The sequence below is a fragment of the Metapseudomonas resinovorans genome, assembly GCF_002003485.1.
Lineage (GTDB): Bacteria > Pseudomonadota > Gammaproteobacteria > Pseudomonadales > Pseudomonadaceae > Metapseudomonas > Metapseudomonas resinovorans_D.
In genome coordinates this window covers 109,098-127,144 of the sequence record NZ_BDMA01000017.1, presented here as the reverse complement: position 1 = coordinate 127,144, position 18,047 = coordinate 109,098, and the positions used below count along the sequence as shown (strand labels likewise).

Below are 18,047 nucleotides of genomic sequence, written 5' to 3'. Positions count from 1 at the left end.
GCGATACGACCCCCCACCATGCGCGTAGCCGACTTCCACTTCGAGCTCCCTGAAGCTCTTATTGCCCGCCATCCACTGGCCGAGCGTCGCGCCAGCCGCCTCCTCGTGCTGAATGGCGAATCTGGTGCACTGAACCATCGCCATTTCACCGACCTGCTGGAATACCTGCGGCCCGGCGATCTGATGGTGTTCAACAACACCCGCGTCATTCCCGCGCGCCTGTTCGGCCAGAAGGCTTCTGGCGGCAAGCTCGAAATCCTTGTCGAGCGCGTGCTGGACAGCCATCGCGTGCTGGCCCATGTGCGCTCCAGCAAGTCGCCCAAGCCGGGCTCGATGTTGCAGATCGACGGTGGCGGGGAGGCGGAGATGGTCGCTCGCCACGACGCGCTGTTCGAACTGAAATTCGCCGAAGAAGTGCTGCCGCTGCTGGACAGGGTCGGCCACATGCCGCTGCCTCCCTATATAGACAGGCCTGACGAAGACGCCGACCGCGAGCGCTACCAGACCGTCTACGCCCGCCATGCCGGTGCCGTTGCGGCGCCGACGGCGGGGCTGCATTTCGACCAGGACCTGCTGGCCGCCATTGCCGCCAAAGGGGTAGAGAGTGCGTTCGTCACGCTGCACGTCGGGGCGGGGACCTTCCAGCCGGTGCGGGTAGAGCGCATTGAGGATCACCACATGCACCGCGAGTGGCTCGAAGTGGGCCAGGACGTGGTCGACGCCGTTGCTGCCTGCCGTGCTCGTGGCGGCAGGGTGATTGCGGTTGGTACCACCAGCGTGCGCTCCCTGGAAAGTGCCGCGCGGGATGGCCATCTCAAGGCGTTCAGCGGCGACACCGACATTTTCCTGTACCCCGGGCGGCCCTTCCATGTGGTCGATGCCCTGGTTACCAATTTCCATTTGCCCGAATCCACCCTGCTGATGCTGGTTTCCGCCTTTGCCGGCTATCCAGAGACCATGGCCGCCTACGCTGCCGCCGTGGAGCAGGGTTACCGATTCTTCAGTTACGGTGATGCCATGTTCATCACCCGCAATCCCGCCCCTCGCGGGCCCGAGGACCAAGCATGACGCGCACCTGCCGGATGAACTTCGAGCTGCTGGCCACCGACGGCAAGGCCCGTCGTGGCCGTCTGACCTTTCCCCGGGGTGTCGTCGAGACGCCTGCCTTCATGCCTGTAGGTACCTACGGCACCGTGAAGGGCATGTTGCCGCGCGATATCGAAGACATCGGCGCGCAGATCATCCTTGGCAATACCTTCCACCTCTGGTTGCGCCCGGGCATGGAAGTGATCAAGCGCCATGGTGACCTGCATGACTTCATGCAGTGGCAGGGGCCGATCCTCACCGATTCCGGTGGCTTCCAGGTGTTCAGCCTGGGTGCCATGCGCAAGATCAAAGAAGAGGGCGTGACCTTCGCTTCGCCGGTCGATGGCGCGAAGGTGTTCATGGGGCCCGAGGAGTCCATGCAGGTCCAGCGCGCCCTGGGCTCAGACATCGTGATGATCTTTGACGAGTGCACGCCCTATCCGGCGGACTTCGATACGGCCAAGCGTTCCATGGAGCTGTCCCAGCGTTGGGCCAAACGCTCCAAGACGGCCCACGGTGAAAGCACCGCTGCATTGTTCGGCATCGTTCAAGGCGGCATGCACGAAGAGCTGCGCATGCGCTCCCTGGAAGGCCTCAGCGAAATCGGCTTCGACGGCCTGGCCATCGGCGGCCTGTCGGTAGGTGAGCCGAAGGAAGAGATGATTCGTGTGCTGGACTACCTGCCCGGGCAGATGCCGACGGACAAGCCGCGCTACCTGATGGGCGTGGGCAAGCCGGAGGATCTGGTGGAGGGTGTGCGTCGCGGGGTGGACATGTTCGACTGCGTGATGCCGACGCGTAACGCGCGAAACGGTCACCTGTTCATCGACACTGGCGTGCTGAAAATCCGCAACTCGGTGCACAAGCATGACGAGTCAACGCTGGACCCAACTTGCGACTGTTACACCTGCAAACACTTCTCGCGCGCCTATCTCCACCATTTGGACAAATGCGGCGAAATGCTCGGCAGCATGTTGAATACAATCCACAACTTGCGGCATTACCAGCGCCTGATGGCTGGTTTGCGCGAGGCTATCCAACAGGGTAAATTGGCCGCCTTTGTCGATGCCTTCTACGCCAAGCGCGGACTACCGACTCCGCCCCTGGACTGATAAAGCCGCATATTCACAGTCGATTTTTTCAAATTTCCGCAACAGGAGTGCTAAATGAGCTTTCTGATTCCCGCCGCCTATGCCGATGCCGCCGCTCCGGCCGCTGCTGCAGGCCCTGCCGGTACCGGTTTCGAGTGGGTTTTCCTGATCGGTTTCCTGGTCATCTTCTACCTGATGATCTGGCGTCCCCAGGCCAAACGCGCCAAGGAGCACAAGAACCTCCTGGGCAGCCTGCAAAAAGGTGATGAAGTGGTCACCTCCGGCGGCATCGCCGGCAAGGTCACCAAGGTCACCGATGACTTCGTGGTCATCGAAGTGTCCGATACCGTAGAGCTGAAGTTCCAGAAGGCGGCTATCGCGGCGACCCTGCCGAAGGGCACCCTGAAAGCCATCTAACAGATACATGGATCAACACCGACGGGGCGCCATCAGGCGCCCCGCTTCATAACGGGCGGAGTCATGCTCAACAAGTATCCACTGTGGAAATATCTGCTGATCCTGGCGGTGCTGGCGATCGGCCTGGTCTATTCCGCACCCAATCTCTATCCGGATGATCCGGCGATCCAGATCAGCGGCACCAGTACCGCGCTGAAGATCCAGCAATCCGATCTGGACAAGGCCGGCGAAGCTCTGAAGCAAGCGGGCATCGAACTCAAGTCCTCCAGCGTCAGCGAGCGCGGCGGCCTGCTGCGTCTGACCAAGCTGGGTGACCAGCTGCCGGCCAAGGATGTGGTGCGCAAGGCCCTGGGTGATGACTACGTAGTCGCACTCAACCTGGCCCCGACCACGCCGGACTGGTTGCGCAAACTCGGCGCTGCGCCGATGAAGCTCGGTCTTGACCTCTCCGGGGGTGTGCACTTCCTGCTGGAAGTGGACATGGAGAAAGCTGTCGATGCGCGCCTGAAGATCTACGAAGGCGAAGTTCGTACCCTGCTGCGCAAGGAGCGGATCCGTTACCGCAGCCTGCCGGCGCAGGAGAACGGCTTCCAGCTCGGCTTCACCGACCAGGAGTCCCTGGACAAGGCGCAGTCGCTGATTCGCAAGAGCTTCAACGATTTCCAGATGACCACCACCGCGCGTGGTGATCAGCAGGTCCTGCTGCTGGTGCTGACCCAGGCCAAGCTGGCCGAGATCCGCGAATACTCCATCAAGCAGAACCTGACCACCGTTCGTAATCGCGTGAACGAGCTGGGCGTGGCCGAGCCGATCGTGCAGCGCCAGGGTGCCAACCGCATCGTGGTCGAGCTGCCGGGCGTGCAGGACACCGCCGAAGCCAAGCGTATTCTCGGCAAGACCGCCAACCTGGAATTCCGTCTGGCCGCTGAGCCGACTGCCAGCAAGGCCTCTACCGAATCCTTCGAGTTCCGTGAGCCGGGTCGTCCGCCGGTGCCGCTGGAGCGCGGCCTGATCATCACTGGTGACCAGGTGACCGACGCCCAGGCCAGCTACGACGAAAACGGCCGCCCGCAAGTGAACATCCGCCTCGACGGCCACGGCGGCGAACTGATGAGTCGCGCCACTCGCAACAACGTGGGTCGCAGCATGGCGGTGATCTTCATCGAGCAGCGCCCGGTTACCCGCTACGAGACCCGGGACGTCAACGGCGTCCAGCAGGAAGTGGCGGTCCAGAGCTTCAAGGAAGAGAAGAAAATCATCAGCCTGGCGACCATTCAGTCGCCGCTGGGTAGCCAGTTCCGTATCACTGGCCTGAACGGCCAGGGTGAGTCCTCCGAGCTGGCCCTGCTGCTGCGCGCTGGTGGTCTGGCTGCACCGATGTACTTCGCTGAAGAGCGCACCATCGGCCCGAGCCTGGGTGCCGAGAACATCATCAAAGGCATCGAGTCCACCGAGTGGGCGATGGTCTTCGTATCGCTGTTCATCATGGCCATCTACCGCTTCTTCGGCTTCCTGGCTACCATCGCCCTGGCGTTCAACCTGGTGCTGCTGGTCGGCTTGATGTCGGTGATCGGCGCCACCCTGACGCTGCCGGGCATCGCCGGTATCGTGCTGACCCTCGGCATGGCGGTGGACGCCAACGTGTTGATCTACTCGCGTATTCGCGAGGAGCTGAACAACGGCCTGTCGGTACAGCGTGCGATCCACGAAGGTTTTGACCGTGCCTACACCGCGATCGTCGACAGTAACCTCACCACCCTGCTGGTGGGCGGCATCCTGTTCGCCCTCGGCACCGGTCCGATCAAGGGCTTTGCCGTGACCATGTCGCTGGGGATCATCACCTCGATGTTCACCGCGATCATGTTCACCCGCGGCATGGTCAACCTGATCTTCGGTGGCCGCAACTTCAAGAAACTGTGGATTTGAGGCCTGTCATGATCAAGTCAACCATCCGTTTCATGGCGATACGCAACATTGCGTTCGCCATCACCGTGATCATCAGCCTGATCGGTATCGGCAGCCTGTTCATCAAGGGTCTGAACTTCGGCCTGGACTTCACCGGCGGTACCCTAATCGAGCTCGCCTACGAGAAGCCGGCGAACCTCGAGCTGATCAAGAAGGAGCTGGGCCAGGTCGGATATCCCGACGCCATCGTGCAGAGCTTTGGTGCTTCGACCGATGTCCTGGTTCGTCTGGCCGGGGAAGACCCGCAGCTGGGCAACAAGGTAGCCGACGCCCTGCGCAAGGTGGATGCCGAGAGCAAGTTCGAGCTCAAGCGCGTCGAATTCGTCGGCCCGCAGGTGGGCGAGGAGCTGCGCGACCAGGGCGGCCTGGCAATGCTGCTGGCACTGGGCGGCATCCTGCTGTACCTGGCCTTCCGCTTCCAGTGGAAGTTCGGTATTGGTGCTGTGGCCTCGCTGGTCCACGACGTGATCGTCACCCTGGGTATCCTGGCGTTCTTCCAGATTCCCTTCGACCTCACTGTTCTGGCCGCTGTCCTGGCGATGATCGGCTACTCGCTGAACGACACCATCATCATCTTCGACCGTATCCGTGAGAACTTCCGCGTGCTGCGTCGTGCTGACCTGATCGAGAACATCGACGTGTCCTGCACCCAGACCCTGCTGCGGACCATCGCGACCTCGATGTCCACCGCTCTGGCGCTGTTCGCCCTGCTGATCTTCGGCGGTGACAGTCTGCATGGCTTTGCCCTGTCGCTGCTGGTCGGTGTGGTCGTGGGTACTTACTCCTCGATCTATATCAGCGCCCCGGTGCTGATCTGGCTGGGCCTGTCTTCCGAGGACCTGATTCCGCCGGCGAATACCGCCGAAGCGGATGATCGTCCCTGAGGCGTTCCACAGCTGAAAGCGAGGCCCGGCAAATGCCGGGCCTCGTCGTTTCTGCTGTATGAGACTGCCGTCCCACTTGTCGGAATATTCCCGTGAGTTTGGGAACTTGGCCTTTTTCCGTCTATCCAAGGCGAGGAGCAGGGCAAGTAGGCCCGCTATGGAAGATTCAGGAGGTTCAAGTGAACAAGTCGATGCTCGTCGGTGCTGTATTGGGTGCGGTTGGTGTGACTGCCGGCGGTGCCGTGGCCACCTATAACCTGGTAGGCAACAACGGCCCGGAGTATGCCGAAGTGCTCGCTGTCCAACCGATCAGTGAAACCGTGAAGACCCCGCGCGAGGTCTGCAACGATGTGGCGGTGACCCGCCAGCGTCCGGTCAAGGATCAACATCAGATTGCCGGCACCGTCCTTGGCGCGGTTGCAGGTGGTCTGTTGGGCAACCAGGTCGGCGGTGGTAGCGGCAAGAAGATCGCCACTGTCGCTGGCGCTGTAGGTGGTGGTTATGCCGGCAACAAGGTGCAGGAGCGCATGCAGGAAGGTGACACCTACACCACGACTGAAACCCGCTGCAAGACCGTCACCGACACCAGCGAAAGGCTCGTTGGCTATGACGTGAAGTACCAGCTGGATGGCAAGGTTAGCCAGGTTCGCATGGATCATGACCCGGGTCGTCAGATTCCGGTGACGAAGGAAGGTCAGTTGATCCTGAGCCAGCAGGGCGGCGGTATCGAGCCCCAGGGTGGCGGTGCAGGCGTGCAGCAATAAGCTGCGCTTGAGCACAAAAAACCCGGCCTTGGCCGGGTTTTTTCATGGCTGCGCGATCAGCGTTTCAGCGACGGCGGCAGGTGCGGCTGGATGGCGGTCAGCACCGCCTTGAAGCACTTGGTGTTGCCGGCAACGATGTGGCCTTTCTCGAGGAAGTCATGACCGCCGGTGAAGTCGCTTACCAGGCCGCCAGCTTCCTGGACCAGGAGGGCGCCTGCAGCCATGTCCCATTCGGACAGGCCGAATTCCCAGAACGCGTCGAAGCGGCCAGCGGCGACGTAGGCGAGGTCCAGGCTGGCGGAGCCGGCGCGGCGGATGCCGGCGGTCTGGCCAACCAGGCTGCGGAACATGCCCAGGTAGTTGTCGAGGTTGTCCAGCTGGCTGTCGCGGAAGGGGAAGCCGGTGCCCAGCAGGGCGCCTTCCAGGCTCTTGCGCGGGCTGACGCGCAGGCGGCGGCCGTTGAGAGCGGCGCCACGGCCGCGGCTGGCAGTGAACTCTTCCTGGCGAACCGGATCGAGGATCACGGCGTGCTCCAGGCGACCCTTGTATTTGCAGGCGATGCTGATGGCGAAATGCGGAACGCCGCGAATGAAGTTGGTGGTGCCGTCCAGCGGATCGATGATCCACAGATAGTCGGCGCCTTCGCCCTTGCCTTCCAGTACGCCGCCTTCCTCGCCCATGATGCCGTGGTTCGGGTAGGCCTTGCGCAGGGCCTGCACGATGGACAGCTCAGCGGCGCGATCGACCTCGGTGACGTAGTCCTTGGCGTCCTTCTCGTTGACGGAGATAACGTCCAGGCGCTCGATAGAGCGGAAAATCAGTTCACCGGCGCTGCGAGCGGCGCGCAGGGCGATATTCAGCATAGGCTGCATGGGGAGTTCACCTGGGTCGTTAAAGAAGAAAGCCGCACATAGTAGCAGAAAAAGCACAAGGCAGGCAGGGGAGGTGGCGTCATTCGTGGCGTTGCGTCGGGGCCTCCGGTAATATTCCGCTCCCTTGAGGTTCCGCTGGGAGACTAGAGCGTTGCTGCAGAACATTCGCGTGGTGCTGGTCAATACCAGTCATCCCGGCAATATCGGTGGTGCCGCCCGCGCCATGAAGAACATGGGCCTGTCGAAGCTGGTACTGGTCGATCCCGAAGACTTCCCCAGTCCCGAGGCTCAGGCTCGCGCTTCCGGTGCGGATGACATCCTGGCGGGTGCTCAAGTAGTTGCCACTCTCGAGGAGGCGCTGGTTGGCTGCAGCCTGGTCATCGGTACCAGTGCTCGTGATCGCCGCATTCCCTGGCCGCTGCTGGATCCGCGCGAGTGCGGCAAGACTTCCGTGGAGCAGGCGCAGCTCGGTGGTGAGGTTGCCCTGGTGTTCGGTCGCGAGTACGCGGGGCTGACCAACGAAGAGTTGCAGCGTTGCCAGTATCACGTGCACATCCCGTCCAATCCCGAGTTCTCCTCGTTGAATCTGGCGGCCGCCGTTCAGGTGCTGGTGTACGAGGTGCGCATGGCGTGGCTCGAGCAGGAAGGCTTGCCGAGCAAGGTGGAGAAGGTGGAAACCACCGCCATGCTCAACGCCCAGCCCGTCACCGTCGATGAGCTGGAGCGCTACTACGAACACCTGGAGAGCACTCTGGTCGAGATCGGCTTCCTGGACCCGGAAAAGCCGCGACACCTGATGTCCCGTCTGCGCCGGCTCTTCGGTCGCAGCGGCATCAGCAAGCTGGAAATGAATATCCTGCGGGGCATCCTCACGGAAACCCAGAAAGCCGCGCGGGGCGAAACAGGCAAGCGGAGTGACAAGTGATGTTCGACAGCATTCGAGAAGACATTCAGAGCGTATTCCACCGTGATCCGGCTGCGCGTAATGCCTTCGAGGTGCTCACCTGTTACCCGGGGCTGCATGCCATCTGGTTGCATCGCGTGGCTCACGCTCTATGGGTCTCCGGCTGGAAGTGGCTGGCGCGCCTGGTGTCCAACTTCAGTCGCTGGCTTACCGGTATCGAAATCCATCCCGGCGCGAAGATCGGCCGGCGGTTCTTCATTGACCACGGCATGGGCATCGTCATTGGCGAGACTGCCGAGATCGGCAACGACGTTACCCTCTATCAGGGCGTGACCCTGGGTGGTACCAGCTGGAACCAGGGCAAGCGCCATCCGACGCTGGAAGATGGCGTGGTAGTAGGTGCGGGCGCCAAGGTGCTTGGGCCTTTCACCGTTGGTGCGGGCGCCAAGATCGGCTCCAATGCCGTGGTGACCAAGGAAGTGCCGGCCGGTGCTACGGCGGTGGGGATTCCTGGTCGGGTCATCGTCAAGGCTGATCCCGAGCAGGAGGCCAAGCGCCAGGCGATTGCCGAGCGTTTTGGTTTCGACGCCTACGGCCTGGGGCAGGACATGCCCGATCCGGTGGCTCGCGCTATCGGCCAGTTGCTGGATCATGTGCAGGCGGTGGACGAGCGCCTCGATGGCATGTGCAAGGCGCTCACTGCGCTGGGCAGCGACTACTGCGCCAATGCATTGCCGGAGCTTCGCGACGAGGACTTCGCGGGCGTCAAGGACGAAGAGCGCAAACCGGTCGCCTGACCCGTTCGGAGTCGACTTTGGTGCGGTGTTTCAGGGCGGATTATTAGGGTGCTAACGGGATGTGCCTCTGCTATCATGCACGCCCCTGCAAGATGTAATCCCGACTATTTTGATCAGGCTTATAGTTGACTTAAATAGTCGGGAATCGCATACTCGCTGCATTCCAGCGATCCCGTGGTACTCACCATGCGACTGACCACCAAAGGCCGTTACGCCGTCACCGCCATGCTCGACCTGGCGCTGCATGCGCAGCATGGACCGGTGTCCCTGGCTGATATTTCCGAGCGGCAGGGCATTTCCCTGTCCTACCTCGAACAGCTTTTTGCCAAGCTCCGTCGCGGCAACCTGGTCAGCAGCGTGCGCGGCCCGGGCGGTGGCTACCAGCTTTCCCGCGACATGCATGGCATTCATGTCGCCCAGGTAATAGATGCGGTCAACGAGTCGGTAGATGCCACCCGTTGCCAGGGCCTGGGCGATTGCCATTCCGGCGATACCTGTCTTACCCACCACCTCTGGTGTGATCTGAGTTTGCAGATCCACGAGTTCCTCAGCGGCATCAGTCTGGCCGACCTGGTCAACCGCCGTGAGGTTCAAGAGGTCGCACAGCGGCAGGATCAACGCCGCTGTGGAAGCAATGGCAGGATGCCGCACCTCGATAAGATTGAAGCGTCCGCCATCGAATGAGCAGGGCGCCGGCCCGTGATTGGCCCCGATACCTGATAGGAGAGCCCCGATGAAATTGCCGATCTACCTCGACTACTCCGCCACTACGCCGGTGGACCCGCGCGTCGCTCAGAAAATGAGCGAGTGCCTGCTGGTGGACGGCAACTTCGGCAACCCGGCCTCGCGCTCCCACGTGTTCGGCTGGAAAGCTGAAGAATCGGTGGAGAATGCTCGTCGTCAGGTAGCTGAGCTGGTGAACGCGGACCCTCGCGAAATCGTCTGGACTTCCGGTGCGACCGAGTCCGACAACCTGGCCATCAAGGGTGTTGCGCACTTCTACAGTGGCAAGGGCAAGCACATCATCACCTCGAAGATCGAGCACAAGGCGGTCCTGGACACCACCCGCCAGCTGGAGCGCGAAGGTTTCGAAGTGACCTACCTGGAGCCGGGCGAAGATGGCCTGATCACTCCGGCCATGGTCGAGGCAGCCCTGCGTGACGACACCATCCTGGTTTCCGTCATGCACGTGAACAACGAAATCGGCACCATCAACGACATCGCCGCCATCGGCGAGCTGACTCGTGCTCGCGGCATCCTCTTCCACGTTGACGCCGCCCAGTCCACCGGCAAGGTGGAGATCGACCTGGAGAAGCTGAAGGTCGACCTGATGTCCTTCTCCGCCCACAAGACCTACGGCCCGAAAGGCATCGGCGCACTCTACGTCCGCCGCAAGCCGCGTGTGCGCCTCGAAGCCATGATGCACGGCGGCGGCCACGAGCGCGGCATGCGCTCCGGTACCCTGGCGACCCACCAGATCGTCGGCATGGGCGAAGCCTTCCACATCGCCAAGCAGGAAATGGCCACCGAGCGCGTGCGCATCAAGGCCCTGGCTGATCGCTTCTGGTCCCAGATCGATGGCATGGAAGAGCTCTATCTGAACGGCAGCGCCAGCGCGCGTGTGCCGCACAACATGAACGTCAGCTTCAACTACGTCGAAGGCGAGTCGCTGATCATGGCGCTCAAGGACCTCGCGGTCTCCTCCGGTTCCGCCTGCACCTCGGCCTCTCTGGAGCCGTCCTACGTGCTGCGCGCCCTGGGCCGCAACGACGAGCTGGCGCACAGCTCCATCCGCTTCACCTTCGGTCGTTTCACCACCGAGGACGAAGTGGACTACGCCGCTGCCAAGGTGCGCGAAGCGGTCAGCAAGCTCCGTGAACTGTCCCCGCTGTGGGATATGTATAAAGAGGGCGTCGACCTTTCCCAGGTCGAATGGCAGGCGCACTGACGCCACCCTGATGAGTGAGGAATAGTTACCATGGCATACAGCGACAAGGTCATCGACCACTACGAAAACCCGCGTAACGTCGGCAAGCTCGACGCCCAGGACCCCGATGTGGGTACCGGCATGGTCGGCGCGCCGGCCTGCGGCGACGTGATGCGCTTGCAGATCAAGGTCAACGAGCAGGGCGTGATCGAAGACGCCAAGTTCAAGACCTACGGCTGCGGTTCTGCCATCGCTTCCAGCTCCCTCGCCACCGAGTGGATGAAGGGCAAGACCCTGGACGAGGCGGCTGCCATCAAGAACACCACCATTGCTGAAGAGCTGGCCCTGCCGCCGGTGAAGATCCACTGCTCGGTACTGGCTGAGGACGCCATCAAGGCGGCCGTCCACGATTACAAGCAGAAGAAGGGTCTGCTCTAAGCGCTCGAACGAGTAAGGAGTTGCAATGGCCATCAGCATGACTGAATCCGCCGCCCGTCACGTGCAGCGTTCTATCGACGGACGCGGCAAGGGTGAAGGTATCCGTCTGGGGGTGCGTACGACTGGCTGCTCCGGTCTCGCCTATGTGCTGGAGTTCGTCGACGAGTTGACTGCGGAAGACCTGGTCTTCGAGAGTCATGGCGTCAAGGTGATCATCGATCCCAAGAGCCTGACCTACCTCGACGGCACTGAGCTGGACTTCGTTCGCGAAGGGCTCAACGAGGGCTTCAAGTTCAATAACCCGAACGTGCGCGGCGAGTGTGGCTGCGGCGAGAGCTTCAACGTCTGAGGCGTGTGTGGGAACTCCCTGTCATTTCGCCCTATTCGACCTGAAGCCGGGTTATCGACTGGACCTTGACCAGCTTGCGGCGCGTTATCGCGAGCTGGCGCGTACCGTCCATCCCGACCGTTTCGCCGATGCCTCCGAGCGTGAACAGCGCCTGGCGCTGGAGCGCGCGGCGCAGCTCAACGATGCATACCAGACACTGAAGAGCGCGCCGCGAAGGGCACTTTATCTGCTGGCGCTGAAGGGGCAGGAGCTGCCGCTGGAAGTTACGGTGCAGGACCCTCAGTTCCTGCTGCAGCAGATGCAGTGGCGCGAAGAGCTCGAGGAATTGCACGACAGCGCGGACCTTGATGGTGCGGGTGCGTTCAAGCGCCGGCTCAAGGTGGCGCAGGCGGAGCTGGATGTCGAGTTCGCCGAGTGCTGGGATGATGCCGAGCGCCGCGAAGATGCCGAGCGTCTGGCGCGCCGTATGCAGTTCCTCGACAAGCTGACCCACGAAGTGCGCCAACTGGAAGAGCGCCTCGACGATTAACCCGCGATGCCGTCATGGTTGCCGGTACGCCTGATAAATAGACAAGCATGGCCTTACTGCAGATCGCCGAACCCGGACTGAGCCCCCAGCCGCACCAGCGCCGCCTGGCGGTGGGCATCGACCTGGGTACCACCAATTCGCTGGTCGCTGCCGTGCGCAGCGGTGTCGCCGAACCCCTGCCGGATGACGATGGACAGGTCATCCTGCCTTCTGCAGTCCGCTATCACGCCGATCGCGTCGAAGTTGGCCGCAGCGCCAAGCAGGCTGCCGCCAGTGATCCGTTCAACACCATTATTTCCGTCAAGCGCTTCATGGGGCGTGGACTGGAAGACGTCAAGCAATTGGGCGAGCAACTGCCCTATCGCTTCGTAGGTGGCGAATCGCACATGCCCTTCATCGAGACCGTCCAGGGTGCCAAGAGCCCGGTGGAAGTCTCGGCCGATATTCTCAAGGCCTTGCGTCAGCGTGCCGAGCAGACCCTCGGTGGTGAGCTGGTGGGCGCGGTGATCACGGTCCCGGCCTATTTCGATGAGGCTCAGCGCCAGGCCACCAAGGACGCTGCGCGCCTGGCCGGGCTCAACGTGTTGCGTCTGCTCAACGAGCCTACCGCAGCTGCCGTGGCCTATGGCCTGGACAAGCAGGCCGAAGGCGTAGTCGCTATCTACGACCTGGGCGGCGGCACCTTCGATATCTCCATCCTGCGCCTGTCTCGTGGTGTCTTCGAAGTCATGGCCACCGGCGGCGACAGCGCACTGGGCGGTGATGATTTCGATCATGCGCTTGCTGGCTGGATAGTCGAGCAGGCTGGTCTTTCCGCTGATCTCGATCCCGGCGCACAGCGCAGCCTGTTGCGTACTGCCTGCGATGCGAAGGAAGCCCTGACCGATGCCGACAGCGTCGAGCTGGTCCATGGCGATTGGCGCGGCGTGCTCACTCGCGCACAGTTCGACGCCCTGATCGAGCCCATGGTCGCCCGCAGCCTCAAGGCCTGTCGTCGCGCCGTGCGGGATGCCGGCATCGAACTGGATGAGGTCGAAGCCGTTGTCATGGTCGGCGGTTCCACCCGCGTGCCGCGCGTTCGCGAGGCAGCGGCGGAGATGTTCGGCCGCCAGCCGCTGACCGATATCGATCCTGATCAGGTCGTGGCCATTGGTGCTGCCGTGCAGGCCGATACCCTGGCGGGCAACAAGCGCGGCGAAGAGCTGCTGTTGCTCGACGTGATTCCGCTGTCGCTCGGCCTGGAAACCATGGGCGGGCTGATGGAGAAGGTGATTCCGCGCAACACCACGATTCCAGTGGCTCGCGCTCAGGACTTCACCACCTACAAGGATGGCCAGACGGCCATGATGATCCACGTGCTCCAGGGTGAGCGCGAGCTGATCAAGGATTGCCGTTCCCTGGCGCGCTTCGAGTTGCGCGGCATTCCGCCGATGGTGGCGGGGGCGGCGAAGATTCGTGTGACCTTCCAGGTGGATGCCGACGGCCTGCTGGGTGTGACCGCCCGCGAACTGGCTTCCGGCGTCGAGGCGAGTATCCAGGTGAAGCCATCCTATGGCCTGACCGATGGCGAGATCTCTCGCATGCTGAAGGACTCCTTCGAATACGCCGGCGAAGACAAGAACGCCCGTGCCCTGCGCGAGCAGCAGGTCGAGGCCGAGCGCCTGCTGGAAGCTGTCCAGGCTGCGCTGGACGTCGATGGGGAGCGCCTGCTGGACGATACCGAGCGCGCCGCCATCCTCGACAGCATGCAGACCCTGAGCGAGTTGGCGATCGGCAGTGATGTCGTCGCCATCGAGGCCCAGATCAAGCGCCTGTCCCAGGTGACCGATGCCTTTGCTGCGCGTCGTATGGATGCCGCCGTCAAGGCTGCGCTGTCCGGCCGCCGACTCAACGAAATCGAGGATTGAACCAGAAATGCCGCAGATCATCTTCCTGCCCCACGCCGAGCATTGCCCCGAGGGTGCCGTGATCGAGGCGCAGCCGGGCGAAAGCATCCTGAATGCCGCTCTGCGTAGCGGCATCGACATCGAGCACGCGTGCGAGAAGTCCTGTGCCTGCACCACCTGCCACGTGGTGGTGCGTGAGGGTTTCAACTCCATGGAATCTTCCGACGAACTGGAAGACGACATGCTGGACAAGGCGTGGGGCCTGGAGCCAAATTCCCGCCTGTCCTGCCAGGCATTGGTGGCCGATGAAGACCTGGTGGTGGAAATCCCGAAATACACCATCAACCAGGTTTCCGAGGGTCACTGAGCATGAGCCTGAAATGGACTGACGTACTCGAAATCGCCATCCAGCTCGCTGAAACCAAGCCGGATGTCGACCCGCGTTACGTGAACTTCGTCGATCTGCACAACTGGATCCTGGCCTTGCCGGAGTTCTCCGACGATCCGCATCGTGGTGGCGAGAAGGTTCTGGAGGCCGTGCAGGCCGCCTGGATCGAAGAAGCCGACTGAGCGACTTCCGCCCCTGGGCTCCGGCCCTACGCATTTCCCCCTAACCCGCGTATAATTCGCGGGTTTAATTTTTCGCTTTAATCCTTGTTTCTGGAGTTTTTCCATGGCTGTCGAACGTACTCTCTCCATCATCAAGCCGGACGCTGTTGCCAAGAACGTCGTAGGCGAGATCATCACCCGCTTCGAAAAAGCCGGCCTGCGCGTTGTTGCCGCCAAGATGGTCCAACTGTCCGAGCGCGAAGCTGGCGGTTTCTACGCCGAGCACAAAGAGCGTCCTTTCTTCAAGGACCTGGTCTCCTTCATGACCTCCGGCCCGGTAGTCGTTCAAGTTCTGGAAGGCGAGAACGCCGTTGCCAAGAACCGTGAGCTGATGGGCGCCACCGATCCGAAGAAAGCTGACGCCGGCACCATCCGCGCCGACTACGCCGTCTCCATCGACGAGAACGCCGTACACGGTTCGGATTCCGAGGCTTCCGCTGCTCGCGAAATCTCCTACTTCTTCGCCGCCACCGAGGTGTGCGCTCGCATTCGCTAATCGCGAATGAGAGAGGGTGAAGCCATGACTGAATCGACCGGTAAAGTGAACCTGCTGGGTCTGACCCAGCCGCAACTGGAAAGCTTCTTCGAGTCCATCGGGGAAAAACGCTTCCGCGCCGGTCAGGTGATGAAGTGGATTCACCACTTTGGCGTCGATGATTTCGACGCCATGAGCAATATCGGCAAGGCCTTGCGCGACAAGCTCAAGGCCTCTGCCGAGATTCGCGGCCCGGAAGTGGTCAGCCAGGACATCTCCAGCGATGGCACCCGCAAGTGGGTGGTCCGTGTGGCCTCCGGTAGCTGCGTCGAAACCGTGTACATCCCGCAAGGCGGCCGTGGCACCTTGTGTGTCTCGTCCCAGGCCGGTTGCGCTCTGGACTGCAGTTTCTGCTCCACGGGCAAGCAAGGTTTCAATAGCGACCTCACCGCCGCCGAGGTAATCGGCCAGGTGTGGATCGCGAACAAGTCCTTCGGGACCATCCCCGCGAAGATCGACCGTGCCATCACCAACGTGGTGATGATGGGCATGGGCGAACCGCTGCTGAATTTCGACAACGTGGTCGCCGCCATGAACATCATGATGGACGACCTCGGTTATGGCATCTCCAAACGCAAGGTGACCCTGTCCACCTCGGGCGTGGCGCCGATGATCGACAAGCTGGGCGAGGTGATCGACGTTTCCCTCGCGCTGTCGCTGCACGCGCCGAATGACCCGCTGCGCAACCAGTTGGTGCCGATCAACAAGAAGTATCCCCTGGCCGTGGTGCTCGACTCCTGCCGCCGCTACATCTCCCGCCTGGGCGAGAAGCGTGTGCTGACCGTCGAGTACACCCTGCTCAAGGACGTCAACGACCAGCCCGAACATGCTACCCAGATGATCGAGTTGCTCAAGGACTTCCCCTGCAAGATCAACCTGATTCCGTTCAATCCCTTCCCGCACTCGGGTTACGAGCGGCCGAGCAATAATGCGATCCGCCGCTTCCAGGACCTGTTGCACAAGGCCGGGCACAATGTCACCGTCCGCACCACTCGTGGCGAAGACATCGATGCAGCCTGCGGCCAGCTGGTCGGCCAGGTCATGGACCGAACCCGTCGCAGCGAGCGCTACATCGCCGTGCGCCAGCTGAACGCCGAAGCGGAGGCGTCCAGTAACGCCGCGAACCGGAACTAGAGAAGGACAACCCATGACCCTGCGCGCTGCGCTGCTCCTCGTCTCCTCAGTACTGCTCGCGGCCTGCGTGTCGACTGGTCAGGTCGACCCGATGAAGACCGACGCGGGCCGTGATGCAGCACGCGATGCCTATATCAACCTGGGCATCGGCTACCTCAAGCAGGGCGCGACCGAACGTGCCAAGGTCCCGCTGAAGAAAGCCCTGGAGATGGATCCGTCCAACGCCGATGGCAACGCGGCCCTGGCGCTGGTGTTCCAGACCGAGATGGAACCGGATCTCGCCGACCAGCACTACCGCAAGGCCCTGTCTTCCCGCAACGATTCGCGCATCCTCAACAACTACGGCACCTTCCTGTACGAGCAGGGGCGCTACAAGGATGCCTACGAACGCTTCCAGCAGGCCGCCGAAGACAACCTCTATCCGGAGCGCTCGCGGGTGTTCGAGAACCTCGGCCTGACCGCCCTGAAGATGAACAACCCGGTCCTGGCCAAGCAGCATTTCGACAAGGCGTTGCGCCTGAACCGGCAGCAGCCCCTGGCATTGCTGGAAATGTCCCAGTTGGCTTTCGATGAGAAAGCGTACGTACCGGCCCGCGACTTTTACGAGCGCTACTCGCAGATCGCCCAGCAGAATGCTCGCAGCCTGCTGCTTGGTGCGCGTCTGGCGACCATTTTCGAAGACCGCGACCAGGCCGCCAGCCTCGGTCTGCAACTCAAACGACTTTATCCCGGCACGCCGGAATATCAGCAATACCTGTCGGAGCAATGATGAAAGCGTCGCATCCCGAAGCTGTAGCGGCGACCCGCGCCAACCCAGGTGAAACCCTGCGTCAGGCCCGTGTGAGCAAGGATCTGAGCCTGGGTGAGGTCGCCCGTCACCTGAACCTGACCGAGCATGCCGTGCGCCAGCTCGAGGCCGGTGATTTCGACCAGTTGCCAGGGCACACCTTTGCCCGTGGTTACGTGCGCGCGTACGCCAAGTTCATGGGTATGGACCAGGCTGCACTGGTCGCCGAGTTCGACCACTTCACCGGAACCGATGCCACGGGCAGCAACGTGCACAGCCTGGGGCGTATCGAAGAGCCGGTCCGCCTTTCCCAGAGCGTGCTGCGTGTCGTCAGCTTCATCATCCTGGTTGCTCTGGGCGCGGTAGGCTTCTTCTGGTGGCAGGAGCATTCCAGCCGCAACAGCGAAGAAGCAGCCAGCGTGAACATGGAGCATGTGGAAGTGGAAAGTGCCGACGGCACTACCCAGATCCACCCGCTCGACGAACCCGAAGACCAGGCGGTAGCCGAGGCCCAGGAAAGCCAGGTGCTCGCACCTGCCCAGGTATCGCCGGAAACCGCTGCCCAGCCTGAACAGCCGGCTGCCGAAGCTACCGCACCGGTTGCCCCGGCCGGCGAGACCGCACCTGTCGCTCCTGCCGTGCCGGCGCAGACCCAGGTACCGACAGTCGCCGCTGCTCCGAGCGCTCCGGTCGTCGCGCAGCCGTCCACTCCTGCAGTCGCTCCCACTGCGCCGGTCGCTGCCCAGCCCGAGGCACCCGCTGCCGCTGCGGCAACCCCGGCTCCCGCAGCCCCTGCAGCTCCCGCGCTGGCCCCCGTGGTCGCGCAGCAGGGCCAGGGTGTGGTGCGTATCCAGTTCACTGCCAATTGCTGGACCCAGGTCACCGACGCCGACGGCAAGGTGCTGGTCAGCGGCCTCAAACGTACCGGTGACAGCCTGGAGCTGGCCGGCAAGGCACCGCTGGAAGTTCGCCTCGGTTTCGCCCGTGGCGCCCAGCTCAGCTACAACGGCCAGTCGGTCGACGTGGCGCCTTACGTCCGCGGCGAGACCGCGCGCCTGAAGTTGGGGCAATAA

Annotated in this window: 21 protein-coding genes; 20 read left to right on the top strand and 1 reads right to left on the bottom strand. The window is 62.4% G+C overall.

Annotated elements, in window-relative coordinates; genetic code table 11:
• The first annotated feature begins 18 nt into the window (after nt 1–18).
• From queA to MnOB_RS05085, 6 genes are all read left to right on the top strand, one after another.
• The gene (gene queA / locus MnOB_RS05110; protein WP_077522674.1) at nt 19–1,068 is read left to right on the top strand and encodes a tRNA preQ1(34) S-adenosylmethionine ribosyltransferase-isomerase QueA; all 1,050 of its coding nucleotides are present in this window, start codon (nt 19–21) and stop codon (nt 1,066–1,068) included.
• Nucleotides 1,069–1,082: 14 nt separating this feature from the next.
• The gene (tgt, locus tag MnOB_RS05105; protein WP_107504030.1) at nt 1,083–2,198 is read left to right on the top strand and encodes a tRNA guanosine(34) transglycosylase Tgt; all 1,116 of its coding nucleotides are present in this window, start codon (nt 1,083–1,085) and stop codon (nt 2,196–2,198) included.
• Nucleotides 2,199–2,252: 54 nt separating this feature from the next.
• The gene (yajC, locus tag MnOB_RS05100) at nt 2,253–2,594 is read left to right on the top strand and encodes a preprotein translocase subunit YajC (protein ID WP_077522670.1); all 342 of its coding nucleotides are present in this window, start codon (nt 2,253–2,255) and stop codon (nt 2,592–2,594) included.
• A 63-nt stretch (nt 2,595–2,657) separates the two neighbouring features.
• Complete coding sequence (gene secD / locus MnOB_RS05095) at nt 2,658–4,520, top strand: protein translocase subunit SecD (RefSeq protein WP_077522668.1); 1,863 nt, start codon at nt 2,658–2,660, stop codon at nt 4,518–4,520.
• Nucleotides 4,521–4,528: 8 nt separating this feature from the next.
• Nucleotides 4,529–5,443, top strand: coding sequence for a protein translocase subunit SecF (secF, locus tag MnOB_RS05090; RefSeq protein ID WP_077522666.1), 915 nt, complete (start codon nt 4,529–4,531; stop codon nt 5,441–5,443).
• A 179-nt stretch (nt 5,444–5,622) separates the two neighbouring features.
• A complete protein-coding gene (locus MnOB_RS05085; RefSeq protein WP_077522664.1) occupies nt 5,623–6,207 on the top strand; it encodes a glycine zipper 2TM domain-containing protein in 585 nt (194 codons plus the stop codon).
• A 56-nt stretch (nt 6,208–6,263) separates the two neighbouring features.
• On the opposite strand, the gene suhB is transcribed toward MnOB_RS05085, so the two are convergent.
• Nucleotides 6,264–7,079 carry a type III secretion system regulator SuhB gene (gene suhB, locus MnOB_RS05080; RefSeq protein WP_077522662.1) on the bottom strand — a complete coding sequence of 272 codons (816 nt, stop codon included), beginning with the start codon at nt 7,077–7,079 and terminating at the stop codon, nt 6,264–6,266.
• 151 nt (nt 7,080–7,230) lie between these two features.
• On the opposite strand from suhB, the gene trmJ reads away from it, so the two are divergent.
• From trmJ to MnOB_RS05010, 14 genes are all read left to right on the top strand, one after another.
• On the top strand, nt 7,231–8,004 hold the full coding sequence (trmJ, locus tag MnOB_RS05075; RefSeq protein ID WP_077522660.1) for a tRNA (cytosine(32)/uridine(32)-2'-O)-methyltransferase TrmJ: 774 nt from the start codon (nt 7,231–7,233) through the stop codon (nt 8,002–8,004).
• Nucleotides 8,004–8,780 (top strand): serine O-acetyltransferase, encoded by a 777-nt coding sequence (gene cysE, locus MnOB_RS05070; protein ID WP_077522658.1) that lies wholly within the window; start codon nt 8,004–8,006, stop codon nt 8,778–8,780. Before trmJ ends, cysE begins: the two co-directional genes overlap by 1 nt.
• 186 nt (nt 8,781–8,966) lie before the next feature.
• Nucleotides 8,967–9,464: a Fe-S cluster assembly transcriptional regulator IscR gene (gene iscR / locus MnOB_RS05065; RefSeq protein WP_077522656.1), complete on the top strand. Its 498-nt coding sequence runs from the start codon at nt 8,967–8,969 to the stop codon at nt 9,462–9,464.
• Nucleotides 9,465–9,513: 49 nt separating this feature from the next.
• Nucleotides 9,514–10,728, top strand: coding sequence for an IscS subfamily cysteine desulfurase (locus tag MnOB_RS05060; RefSeq protein WP_077522654.1), 1,215 nt, complete (start codon nt 9,514–9,516; stop codon nt 10,726–10,728).
• A gap of 30 nt (nt 10,729–10,758) precedes the next feature.
• Entirely contained in the window at nt 10,759–11,145 is a 387-nt protein-coding gene (gene iscU / locus MnOB_RS05055) for a Fe-S cluster assembly scaffold IscU (RefSeq protein WP_028628659.1), read from the top strand.
• 25 nt (nt 11,146–11,170) lie between these two features.
• Complete coding sequence (gene iscA, locus MnOB_RS05050; RefSeq protein ID WP_077522652.1) at nt 11,171–11,494, top strand: iron-sulfur cluster assembly protein IscA; 324 nt, start codon at nt 11,171–11,173, stop codon at nt 11,492–11,494.
• Between the two features lie 7 nt (nt 11,495–11,501).
• Nucleotides 11,502–12,023, top strand: a complete 522-nt coding sequence (hscB, locus tag MnOB_RS05045) for a co-chaperone HscB (protein WP_077522650.1) — start codon at nt 11,502–11,504, stop codon at nt 12,021–12,023.
• Nucleotides 12,024–12,070: 47 nt separating this feature from the next.
• Nucleotides 12,071–13,930, top strand: a complete 1,860-nt coding sequence (hscA, locus tag MnOB_RS05040) for a Fe-S protein assembly chaperone HscA (protein ID WP_077522648.1) — start codon at nt 12,071–12,073, stop codon at nt 13,928–13,930.
• A 7-nt stretch (nt 13,931–13,937) separates the two neighbouring features.
• Nucleotides 13,938–14,276, top strand: a complete 339-nt coding sequence (fdx, locus tag MnOB_RS05035; RefSeq protein ID WP_077522646.1) for an ISC system 2Fe-2S type ferredoxin — start codon at nt 13,938–13,940, stop codon at nt 14,274–14,276.
• A 2-nt stretch (nt 14,277–14,278) separates the two neighbouring features.
• Nucleotides 14,279–14,479, top strand: coding sequence for a Fe-S cluster assembly protein IscX (gene iscX, locus MnOB_RS05030; RefSeq protein ID WP_077522644.1), 201 nt, complete (start codon nt 14,279–14,281; stop codon nt 14,477–14,479).
• A 103-nt stretch (nt 14,480–14,582) separates the two neighbouring features.
• Nucleotides 14,583–15,014, top strand: a complete 432-nt coding sequence (ndk, locus tag MnOB_RS05025) for a nucleoside-diphosphate kinase (RefSeq protein WP_077522642.1) — start codon at nt 14,583–14,585, stop codon at nt 15,012–15,014.
• A gap of 24 nt (nt 15,015–15,038) precedes the next feature.
• Nucleotides 15,039–16,187, top strand: coding sequence for a dual-specificity RNA methyltransferase RlmN (rlmN, locus tag MnOB_RS05020; RefSeq protein ID WP_077522640.1), 1,149 nt, complete (start codon nt 15,039–15,041; stop codon nt 16,185–16,187).
• A gap of 13 nt (nt 16,188–16,200) precedes the next feature.
• Nucleotides 16,201–16,956 (top strand): type IV pilus biogenesis/stability protein PilW, encoded by a 756-nt coding sequence (gene pilW / locus MnOB_RS05015; protein WP_077522638.1) that lies wholly within the window; start codon nt 16,201–16,203, stop codon nt 16,954–16,956.
• Complete coding sequence (locus MnOB_RS05010) at nt 16,953–18,047, top strand: RodZ domain-containing protein (protein WP_077522635.1); 1,095 nt, start codon at nt 16,953–16,955, stop codon at nt 18,045–18,047. The genes pilW and MnOB_RS05010 overlap by 4 nt, the downstream gene beginning before the upstream one ends.

Excerpts from the sequence above, each read along its gene's own strand:
- queA (WP_077522674.1), top strand. The coding sequence starts at position 19 with ATGCGCGTAGCCGACTTCCACTTCGAGCTCCCTGAAGCTCTTATTGCC.
- tgt (WP_107504030.1), top strand. The coding sequence starts at position 1,083 with ATGAACTTCGAGCTGCTGGCCACCGACGGCAAGGCCCGTCGTGGCCGT.
- yajC (WP_077522670.1), top strand. The coding sequence starts at position 2,253 with ATGAGCTTTCTGATTCCCGCCGCCTATGCCGATGCCGCCGCTCCGGCC.
- secD (WP_077522668.1), top strand. The coding sequence starts at position 2,658 with ATGCTCAACAAGTATCCACTGTGGAAATATCTGCTGATCCTGGCGGTG.
- secF (WP_077522666.1), top strand. The coding sequence starts at position 4,529 with ATGATCAAGTCAACCATCCGTTTCATGGCGATACGCAACATTGCGTTC.
- suhB (WP_077522662.1), bottom strand. The coding sequence starts at position 7,079 with ATGCAGCCTATGCTGAATATCGCCCTGCGCGCCGCTCGCAGCGCCGGT.
- cysE (WP_077522658.1), top strand. The coding sequence starts at position 8,004 with ATGTTCGACAGCATTCGAGAAGACATTCAGAGCGTATTCCACCGTGAT.
- iscR (WP_077522656.1), top strand. The coding sequence starts at position 8,967 with ATGCGACTGACCACCAAAGGCCGTTACGCCGTCACCGCCATGCTCGAC.
- MnOB_RS05060 (WP_077522654.1), top strand. The coding sequence starts at position 9,514 with ATGAAATTGCCGATCTACCTCGACTACTCCGCCACTACGCCGGTGGAC.
- iscU (WP_028628659.1), top strand. The coding sequence starts at position 10,759 with ATGGCATACAGCGACAAGGTCATCGACCACTACGAAAACCCGCGTAAC.
- iscA (WP_077522652.1), top strand. The coding sequence starts at position 11,171 with ATGGCCATCAGCATGACTGAATCCGCCGCCCGTCACGTGCAGCGTTCT.
- hscA (WP_077522648.1), top strand. The coding sequence starts at position 12,071 with ATGGCCTTACTGCAGATCGCCGAACCCGGACTGAGCCCCCAGCCGCAC.
- fdx (WP_077522646.1), top strand. The coding sequence starts at position 13,938 with ATGCCGCAGATCATCTTCCTGCCCCACGCCGAGCATTGCCCCGAGGGT.
- iscX (WP_077522644.1), top strand. The coding sequence starts at position 14,279 with ATGAGCCTGAAATGGACTGACGTACTCGAAATCGCCATCCAGCTCGCT.
- ndk (WP_077522642.1), top strand. The coding sequence starts at position 14,583 with ATGGCTGTCGAACGTACTCTCTCCATCATCAAGCCGGACGCTGTTGCC.
- rlmN (WP_077522640.1), top strand. The coding sequence starts at position 15,039 with ATGACTGAATCGACCGGTAAAGTGAACCTGCTGGGTCTGACCCAGCCG.
- pilW (WP_077522638.1), top strand. The coding sequence starts at position 16,201 with ATGACCCTGCGCGCTGCGCTGCTCCTCGTCTCCTCAGTACTGCTCGCG.
- MnOB_RS05010 (WP_077522635.1), top strand. The coding sequence starts at position 16,953 with ATGATGAAAGCGTCGCATCCCGAAGCTGTAGCGGCGACCCGCGCCAAC.